At 37.0% G+C, this 9,719-nt stretch carries 10 protein-coding genes; all 10 read left to right on the top strand.

Annotation, left to right across the window (positions count from 1 at the left end):
* Positions 1-534: dTDP-glucose 4,6-dehydratase (locus BLP54_RS15360; RefSeq protein WP_143002047.1), on the top strand; the 534-nt coding region annotated here is incomplete at its 5' end.
* Positions 535-549: 15 nt separating this feature from the next.
* Positions 550-1,413, top strand: a complete 864-nt coding sequence (gene rfbD, locus BLP54_RS15365) for a dTDP-4-dehydrorhamnose reductase (protein WP_090171492.1) — start codon at positions 550-552, stop codon at positions 1,411-1,413.
* A 30-nt stretch (positions 1,414-1,443) separates the two neighbouring features.
* Positions 1,444-2,415 carry a nitroreductase family protein gene (locus tag BLP54_RS15370; protein WP_090171495.1) on the top strand — a complete coding sequence of 324 codons (972 nt, stop codon included), beginning with the start codon at positions 1,444-1,446 and terminating at the stop codon, positions 2,413-2,415.
* A gap of 43 nt (positions 2,416-2,458) precedes the next feature.
* Positions 2,459-3,337, top strand: a complete 879-nt coding sequence (gene rfbA, locus BLP54_RS15375) for a glucose-1-phosphate thymidylyltransferase RfbA (RefSeq protein WP_090171498.1) — start codon at positions 2,459-2,461, stop codon at positions 3,335-3,337.
* Positions 3,337-3,918 carry a dTDP-4-dehydrorhamnose 3,5-epimerase gene (gene rfbC, locus BLP54_RS15380; protein ID WP_090171501.1) on the top strand — a complete coding sequence of 194 codons (582 nt, stop codon included), beginning with the start codon at positions 3,337-3,339 and terminating at the stop codon, positions 3,916-3,918. Before rfbA ends, rfbC begins: the two co-directional genes overlap by 1 nt.
* A gap of 221 nt (positions 3,919-4,139) precedes the next feature.
* Positions 4,140-4,853, top strand: a complete 714-nt coding sequence (locus BLP54_RS15385) for a Wzz/FepE/Etk N-terminal domain-containing protein (protein ID WP_090171504.1) — start codon at positions 4,140-4,142, stop codon at positions 4,851-4,853.
* An 11-nt stretch (positions 4,854-4,864) separates the two neighbouring features.
* The gene (locus BLP54_RS15390) at positions 4,865-5,569 is read left to right on the top strand and encodes a CpsD/CapB family tyrosine-protein kinase (RefSeq protein ID WP_090171507.1); all 705 of its coding nucleotides are present in this window, start codon (positions 4,865-4,867) and stop codon (positions 5,567-5,569) included.
* Positions 5,570-5,578: 9 nt separating this feature from the next.
* Positions 5,579-6,487, top strand: a complete 909-nt coding sequence (locus tag BLP54_RS15395) for a COG1361 family protein (protein WP_090171510.1) — start codon at positions 5,579-5,581, stop codon at positions 6,485-6,487.
* A gap of 28 nt (positions 6,488-6,515) precedes the next feature.
* A complete protein-coding gene (locus tag BLP54_RS15400; protein ID WP_090171513.1) occupies positions 6,516-7,646 on the top strand; it encodes a glycosyltransferase family 4 protein in 1,131 nt (376 codons plus the stop codon).
* Positions 7,647-7,653: 7 nt separating this feature from the next.
* Positions 7,654-9,396 carry a glycosyltransferase gene (locus tag BLP54_RS15405; RefSeq protein ID WP_090171516.1) on the top strand — a complete coding sequence of 581 codons (1,743 nt, stop codon included), beginning with the start codon at positions 7,654-7,656 and terminating at the stop codon, positions 9,394-9,396.
* Positions 9,397-9,719: the final 323 nt, after the last annotated feature.

The following is a 9,719-nucleotide window of genomic DNA, read 5'->3' on the forward strand; positions in this document are numbered from 1 at the left end:
GCAAACATTACAAACTGCTCTAACAACTATGGCCCTTACCAGTTCCCAGAGAAGCTCATTCCACTTATCATCAACAATGCGCTTCAGGGCAAGGATCTTCCAGTATACGGTGATGGAAAGAACGTACGTGACTGGTTATATGTAGAGGATCACGCTAAGGGAATCGATATGGTTCAAGAGCAGGGTAAGCTTTTTGAGACATATAACATCGGTGGTCACAACGAGAAGCAGAACATTCAGATTATTCACATCATCCTTGATACACTTCAGGAGATGCTTCCAGAGGGAGACCCACGTAAGGAGCTTGTATCAGAGAAGCTTATTAAGTATGTAACAGATAGAAAGGGTCATGACAGACGCTATGCTATCGCTCCAGATAAGATTAAGGCTGAGATCGGCTGGTATCCAGAGACATGCTTCGAGGAAGGTATCAAGAAGACAATCGCTTGGTTCTTCGAGCACGAGGACTGGATGAAGAACGTAACATCTGGTGACTATCAGAAGTACTATAACGATATGTATTCAAATAAATAAAAATAGGTGCGTATTATGAGAAAGATTTTAGTGACAGGTTGCAATGGCCAGCTAGGCCGTGCCATTCAAAATGAGTATAAGGATGAAGTTGAGTTTATCCTTACTGATGTTGTAGAAGGTGAGAAGATTTCTCCACTTAATATCATGGATTTGGATGAGGTGCTTAGTTTTGTTGAAGCTAAGAAGCCTGATGTAATTATTAACTGTGCAGCAGCTACTAATGTAGACGGATGCGAGAAAGATTGGGATTTTGCATATAAGTTAAATGCACTTGGTCCTAGAAACCTTGCAATTGCTGCTACAAATGTGGGAGCAAAGCTTGTTCATGTAAGTACAGATTACGTATTCCCAGGTAACGCTACAAAGCCAATCACTGAGTTTGATCAGCCAGGACCTATCAGTGCGTATGGTAAGACAAAATATGAGGGCGAGAAGTTTGTTCAGCAGTTTGCTGACAAGTGGTTTATCGTTCGTACAGCATGGTTATACGGAGATGGAAAAAATTTCGTTAAGACAATGCTTAATCTTGCGGAGACTCACGATGAGCTTTCCGTAGTATGTGATCAGCTTGGCTCACCAACTTCAGCAGTTGAGCTTGCAAGAATGATTCATCATCTGGAGCCAACAGAGAATTACGGTATCTTCCACGGCACATGTGAGGGAGATACAAATTGGGCTGATTTCACAGAAGAGATTTTTAAGCTTAAGGGAATTAATGTAAAGGTAAATCATGTGACTAGCGAGGAATACAAGAAGATGAATCCAGCTAGCGCAGACAGACCTCATTACTCAATTTTAGATAATTATATGCTTCGTCTTACAAGTGGCTACAAGATGGCTGATTGGAAAGATGCATTAAAGGAATATTTACAACAGTAAGTTATTGATACATAGTTAGGAGATGTTGTTATGAAATTATCACGAAAAAAAATGCATGAAAAATTCCTAATGTGTAGGGAATTTTATAGTGATTATAAAATGTATAAAAAGTGGAATTATCACAATCCGAATGTCCACACAATTGCTGCATATCAGGCTAAGATTTTAAGACAGACACATGTGATTGAAAAAGGCTTATCGCTTTCTAATCCGCGAGTTGGTTTTGGAGTTGCCAAAATTAAAGAATTATTTTCAATGCTTGATGACTACCTTGCAAGAGGATATTCGGTAGAGGAAATCCCTTTTCAAAATGCTTTAGCTGTATTGAAGGCATACAAGGAATATCAGATTAGTGTTGGTTATAGCAACGAGGAGATATTTACAAAAATTGATTCTTTACTTCAGTATGAAGCAAAAGATTTTAGCGGTGGTATTAGAAAAGAAACATTAGAGAATTTGCAGAATTCTATCAAAGGGGACTTCCCTGTATTTATTAATAGTAGACATTCAGTACGTCAGTTTTCGGATAAAGAACTCAATTATGAAGATGTTCTGGAAGCTGTAAAATACGCTCAGAAAGCACCAAGTGCTTGCAATAGACAGGCAACAAAGGTATATTTCTATAAGGATGCTCAGACTAATAATGAATTAGGTAAGCTGATTGCCGGCAACACAGGTTTTGATAATGAGGTTAAGGCATATTTAGTTCTCACAGGTGATATGTCAGCATTTTATGATACATTTGAGAGAAATCAGCTCTATATCGAGGGTGGAATGTTTGCAATGGCTCTCATGGAAGGTTTGCATTATAAGGGAATAGCATCCTGTGCTTTACAAAACGGAGAATTAAGTACAAAAAATAAAAAGTTCAAGGAGATATGCAAAAATATTCCTGAGAATGAAAGAATAATTCTCTTCATAGCTATTGGCTATTATAAGGATGAATTTTCTTATGCAATGTCCAATAGAAAAAATGTTGAAAATGTTTTAGTTATGAATTAAATATACCAAGAAAAATAGTTTCATATTGGAGGTCATATATTTTATGAAAGGTATTATTTTAGCAGGCGGTTCGGGAACAAGACTTTATCCATTAACAAAGGCTATTAGTAAGCAGATTATGCCAATCTATGATAAGCCTATGATTTACTATCCATTATCAACACTTATGTTGGCAGGTATCAGAGAGGTGCTTATTATTTCTACTCCTAGAGACCTTCCTGTTTTCAAGGAGTTACTTGGTGATGGAAAGCAGCTTGGAATGGATATTCAGTATGCTGTACAGGAGGCTCCAAACGGACTTGCTGAGGCATTCATCATTGGCGAGGAGTTCATTGGAAAGGACGCAGTTGCCCTTGTACTTGGCGATAACATTTTCTATGGTCAGTCATTCTCAAAGGTACTTCTTTCGGCAGCTCAGCGTACTGAGTCAGAGCCAGGTGCTACAATCTTTGGTTACTATGTACGTGACCCAAGAGAGTATGGCGTAGTTGAGTTTGATGAGAATGGTGTAGCTATCTCTATCGAGGAAAAGCCAGAGAATCCAAAGAGTAATTATGCGGTTCCAGGTCTTTACTTCTATGATAATTCAGTTGTAGAGATTGCTAAGACAATCACACCTTCAGCTCGTGGAGAGCTTGAAATCACAGCTGTTAATAATGCTTATTTACAGCGTGGAAATCTTCATGTAGAGACTCTTGGTCGTGGATTTGCATGGCTTGATACAGGAAATCACGATATGCTTCTTCAGGCTGCTGAGTTTGTTAGCACATTCCAGAAGAGACAGGGTATGTATGTATCTTGTATCGAGGAAATCGCTTACAAGCGTGGATTTATTGATAAGGAGCAGCTTCTTAAGCTTGCTGAGCCACTTATGAAGACAGACTACGGTAAATATTTAGTGGAGGTTTCAAAAGGATTATAATGGCTATTACAGTAGAGAAAAATGTTAATGGTATTGAAGGCTTATGTGTTATCACTCCAAAGGTTTTTGGTGATGACCGTGGCTATTTTGTAGAGACATACAATAAGAATGATATGGAGGCAGAAGGCCTTCACTATGATTTTGTGCAGGATAATCAGTCTGCTAGTAAGAAGGGTGTTCTTCGTGGACTTCATTTCCAGAAGGAGTACGCACAGGACAAGCTTGTTCGCGTAATCTCTGGTGAGGTTTATGATGTAGCTGTGGATCTTCGTAAGGGTTCACCTACATTCGGAAAGCACTACGGAATTCTTCTTTCTGCTGAGAATAAGAAGCAGTTCCTCATTCCAAAGGGATTTGCTCATGGATTCTTAGTAGTTAGTGATTTCGCAGAATTCTGCTATAAGGTTACAGATTTCTATCATCCAAATGACGAGGGAGGACTTGCATTTGATGATCCAGATATCAATGTACAGTGGCCAATTCCAGAGGGAATGACTAAGGAAGACTTGATTCTATCTGATAAGGATAAGGTTAATGCTAGTTTTAAGGAATATTGTGTTGAACGAGGCATAGAGGTATAAACAGTAATTATGGGGACGGAGTTAATATGCTGATAATTAGCGTATTAACTCCGTTTTTTGTAGGGCGAAATTTGTGTATTTTTTGTGAAAATAAACAAAAAACAAAAATTATTGCTTGAGAAAAATCCACTAATTATCAATATACAATTATTGGGTAGTGATGTTATAATTGTTTACATTGCGAATAGTATAAATTTTACGCAGGAAGGGAAATATAAGTTATGTTTAAAAATGAGTTAGAAATTGATGTAGGAAGATGTCTTAGTGCTTTAATCAAAAGAAGAAAGTTCATCGCATTAATATCAATTTTATTCTTTGTAGTGGGATTAGGGATGACATTAGATGTAGGAGAGGATGAGTACACTGCCGTTGCTACAGTTTATGCAGCAGCTGATGGTTCTTATTCTGATGCTACAAATGCTGTAACAGCTATGAATGCTTATCTTAATGTCGCAAATTCTTATAAGGTTTGCCAGAGAGCAGCCTTAATCATTGGTCGAAGTGATATCTCAGCTTCTGATGTTCAGGGAGCTTTAAGTGTTAGCTCTTCTGCAAATAAGGGAAGCAATAATTCTATTTCGAATTTCATGACAAGTTCAGCGACTATTATTTCATTTAGTGTAACAACAAAAGATCCAGCACTTTCTATGGAGATGGCAGATGCTATGGCTCAGTCGTACGCAATAGAGATGCAAGAAATCTTAAATACTGATTCAGTAAAGACTCTTGATAACGCATACACATATCAGAAGTCAAAAAATGCAGCAGTAGATGCATGGAAAGATAGAATCATCTATTTATTTGGTGGTTTTGCTATTTCATGTGTTTTGGTTGTACTCTGCGAGATTTTTGATAGAAAAGTTAGAACAATACGTGAAGCGTCTATTAGAGAGAGCATTCCTGTAATCGGAATTATTCCAGATTACAAGGAATAGGAGGTGCCAAAGTGAAAAAGCTAGAAATTTATAGAAATGATAATTTTGTATTAAATGATGCATTTGATCAGGCCGTTATGAATCTTCATATTCTTAAGAAGCAGAACGGCTATAAGAGTTTTGTAATTTGTGGATGTGAGGCTGGAGACGGAAGTACTACAGTATCTATTAACCTTGCAGCAGCTCTTGCAAGCTCAGGATGGAAAACAGTTCTTATCGACGGTGACATGAGAAAGAAGAACCGTTATAAGAGATTAAATGAGAATGTTTCAGAAGGTCTTTCTGATTACCTTATGGATAGAGTTTCTCTTGATAAGATTATCTGCGAGACAACAACAGAAAATCTTTCATACATTCCTTGTGGAGAGCTTATTGATAATCCAGTAAGACTTCTCTGCTCTAATAAGATGAATGTTGCAAGAGAAGAGCTTGCTAATACATATGATTTCATTATTTATGACATGCCAGCAATTAACGCAGCTATGGATGCAAAGGTTATTGCTGTAAACGTTGATGCAACTATCCTTGTGTCTTCTATTGGTGAGACATCAAAGCGTGGTCTTATTGATGCAGCAAATGCTCTTGTAGAGGTTAAGGCAAATCTCATCGGAACAATTGTTAATAAGCTCGATATGGAACAGTACGTAGAGGCTAATGCTGATTATGATTACTTCCAGAATGAGCGTTATGCTAAGAAGAAATCAAAGAAGAACTAGGAGGCAGTTATGAAAAAGTTTAACAAGATTATTAAGACAATTACAGTATGCCTCTTTGCTATTATTTGCCTTGGTGTAAATATGACAATGGTGGCAAACGCAACTGAGGTAGAAAGCTCAGTAGCAGCTATTGTTGAAATTCAGGAATACGATATAGATGGTGGTATGATTGAGGCTGGTAAAGAAATTACAGTTAACCTTACCCTTCACAATACATCAGCTACTATGATTGCAAATAGTGTAATGATTACATTTACTAACTCTACTGGAAGCTTATATCCAAAGTATGGTAATGATAATCAGGTATATGTTGGAAATATTCAGCCAAACGGTACAAAGACAGTATCTATACCAATGACAATTGGATCAGCTTTTACAGGTGATGCAGTTGATTTAAGTTGCCAGTTTGAATATATGGCACTTAACAACAGATTAACTAACTCAGCTATGATTGTTATTCCTACATCAGGTGGTAGTACAATTGGTGTTAAGTCTATTGATATCAGTTCACACGCTATTGTAAACGGAAAGTCATTATTAGCATTTAGTTATGTTAACCAGAGTTCTTCAAATATTACAGATGCAAAGCTTGTAATTGATGGCAATGTTTCTGCTGCCAGCAAAGAGATTAAGCTTGATACTGTTTATGCAGGAAAGAGCTACACGAATGACTACTACGTAATATTTGATGAGCCAGGAAATCAGCAGGTAAATGTTTCTCTTCAGTATACAGATGTAGATGGAGAGCAGAAGGTTACTGATTTGGGTAATTTCGAGGTAACTGTTAGCAAAGAAAATGTTTCTGAGGAAACAGAGTCAAAGGTAAGCCAGATTTTAGGCTTAGCAGGCAAGATAGTAGCGGTACTTGCCGGAGCATTTGCATTGGTTACAATCTTTATTTATATAAAGAAGAGATAATTTGGGTTTTTAAGGGAGAGAAATAGTAATGAAAATTGCAATGATTGGACATAAAAGGATTCCATCACGAGAAGGTGGAATCGAAGTAGTAGTTGAAGAGCTCGCTACAAAGATGGTGGCTGAGGGACATGATGTATATGCTTACAACAGAGCAGGACATCATGTTTCAGGAGCTGAGAATGATATACAGGTTGGTAAGATGTATAAAGGCATCCACCTCATTACAGTTCCTACATCAGAGAAGAAGAGCTTAAATGCTACTATTTATTCGGTGCTTGCAACGTTGCATGCAATTTTCCATCACTATGATGTTATTCATTATCATGCCTCTGGTTCATGTGCTATGTTGTGGCTTCCACATTTGCTTGGAATTCACACAGTTGCAACTATTCATGGTATTGATAGCCAGAGAGCGAAATGGGGCGGATTTGCTACCAGATATCTAGAGTTTGGTGAGAAATGCGCCGCAAAATATGCTGATGAGCTAATTGTTCTTTCTGAAGGAAATAAGCAGTTCTTTAAAGATAAGTATGGTCGTGAAGCTACGCTTATTCCAAATGGAATTGGAAAGCCAGAGATTCTCGAGGCTAAGGAAATCACTGAACAGTTTGGACTTAAGAAAGATGAATACATCCTGTTTTTGGCACGCATAGTACCAGAGAAGGGGCTTCACTACTTAATTAAAGCTTATAAGCAAATTAATACTGACAAAAAATTAGTTATTGTCGGTGGAACAAGCCACAGTAACGATTATGTTTCTAAAATAAAGCGTGCTGCAAGAGAAGATGACAGAATTATGCTGTTAGGCTTCCAACAGGGAAAAGTACTTGAAGAGCTTTATTCAAATGCTTATTTATATGTACTTCCAAGTGATGTTGAGGGAATGCCAATTTCCCTTCTTGAAGCAATGAGCTACGGAAACTGCTGTCTTGTAAGTGATATTAATGAGACAGCCGGGGTTGTTGCTGACAAGGGAATTACCTTTAAAAAAGGTGATGTTGATGACTTGAAGGAGAAGCTTATCCAGTTATTAGATAATAAAATAGAGGTTACTACTTACAAGGAACAGGCAGCGGATTATGTCCTTGCAAAGTATAATTGGGATGACGTGGTGGATAGAACAATTAGCCTCTATAAGTGTGGATTAAAGGCTTTATAATGAGATTATGAAAAAAATTGCAATTATTGCACCTTGTATTCTTCCAGTCCCTGCCTCTAAAGGTGGGGCTGTTGAAGAATTAATTACATGCATTGTTGATCAAAATGAAATATCGAAACAATATGTAATTGATTTATATACAATTACAGACAGTTCTTATAATCTAAAGAAATATTCGTATACTAATATTATCCCAATTTCACTAGATATTATTACTTCAAAAATGGATAGGGTTTGCGATAAGTACTATAGAAGTGTTAAGAATAAAAGTGCTAAGCGGTTTTTTGATAAGCAAATTATATCCACATTTATAGAAGAATCATCAAAAATGGATGGTTCTTATTTTGCTGTAATTATTGAAAATCAAATGTCTCTGGCAGTAGAGCTTTTGAAAGAAACAGATGGAAATAGAGATTATCCTATCTATTATCATATGCATAATGATGTGGATACTTATCGTTCGCCAGAGTATATACGAAGGTTAGCAGGAAATGGTGTGCAATTTATTGCAATAAGTGAGTACATAAAATCTCAAATTCTTAAATACTCAAAGGAAGCCGTGGTGCATATGTTGTACAACGGAGTTCAGCTTGACAGTTATTCAATGACTACCAGACAAGAAGATGGCATGACCAGATTCTTGTACGCTGGAAGAGTTATTCCTAACAAAGGAGTCAAGGAAGCTGTCGAGGCATTTGGATTGATGATGGATCATCTATCTGATGAATATAAAAATAAAGTATCACTTGAAATAATCGGCTTTTCAGACCGCACAACAGCTTATGAAAAAATGATTTATAAAATGGCACAGAAATATCCTAATAAGATAGTGTGTCACAAACGTCTCTCTACTATAGAGATGTCAAAGAAGTACAATGACTTTGATGTTGTTATAATGCCTACAATAGATGAAGAACCTTTTGGTTTGGTAGCCTTGGAAACTATTGCAAAGGGCATGGCACTGATAACTACAAATTCAGGAGCAATTCCCGAGGTAGTAGGCGAAGGTGCAATTATTGTGGATAAAAAATCTGATTTTACACAGGCGTTGTCCTCACAGATGGAAAAACTGCTCATCGATTCTGAATATAGAAAAGAGCTTGGCAAAAAAGCCTTTTCTGAGGCAAGAAGAGTAGTGGAGTTTGATATAAATACCTATTATGATAGATTAGTGAATATTCTAGACACAGAATGTTCACAAAATAAGATTTCGATAATTGTTCCGGTTTACAATGTTGAAAAGTATCTGGAACGATGCGTGAAATCGTTGATAAACCAAACATATAGCAATTTGGAAATTATACTTGTTGATGATGGCTCCACAGATAATAGCGGAAAGCTTTGTGACGAATTATCACAGCTTGATTCAAGAATAAAGGTGGTTCATCAGCAGAATCGCAGATTGTCAGGTGCAAGAAATACTGGACTTGATATGGCTGCAGGGGATTACATATTCTTTGTAGATAGTGATGATTACCTGGCAACGGATGCTATAGAAAAAATGTATGCTCATGCCACTAGCTGTAAAGCTGATGTGGTGGCTTGTGGAATTACGCAGGTATTTGATACAAATCCAGAAGTTCCTTTTACTAATAGTAAGGCTGGAAGCTGGAGTGGTAGAGAAGCTGTTATGGAAATGATGAGTAATAACAACATTTGCACTACAGCTTGGAATAAGCTTTATAAAGCAAAGCTTTGGGAGAATATCAGATTCCCAGAGGGGCGCCTTCACTGTTGTTCGTCAAATTAATTGAAGCTCCAACCTTCAGATTAAATGAGGCTGTTTAGTGATAGCAGTATAGTATCAGTCGAATTATTTGGGGTATTATTAGCACTTTATTTTATATCGCATATACGAAAGTGCATAGACAATTTTCAAAGGTTTGTCAGCAGATGATGTTATGGGAAAGGAAAATGATCCTTCATTTGAAAATTGTCTATACACTTTTTCGTAAAGAAAAAGAAGTATAAATTGAAGTTGTTCCAAAATCGAAAACAACTTCAAAAACCAAGGTGCAAAAGAGTATTCTTTGCCTTGGTTTTGAAGCTTAAAAATTGAATAGTGTCTGAATC

Origin of the sequence: Pseudobutyrivibrio sp. 49, from assembly GCF_900100545.1 — a bacterium.
Lineage (GTDB): Bacteria > Bacillota > Clostridia > Lachnospirales > Lachnospiraceae > Pseudobutyrivibrio.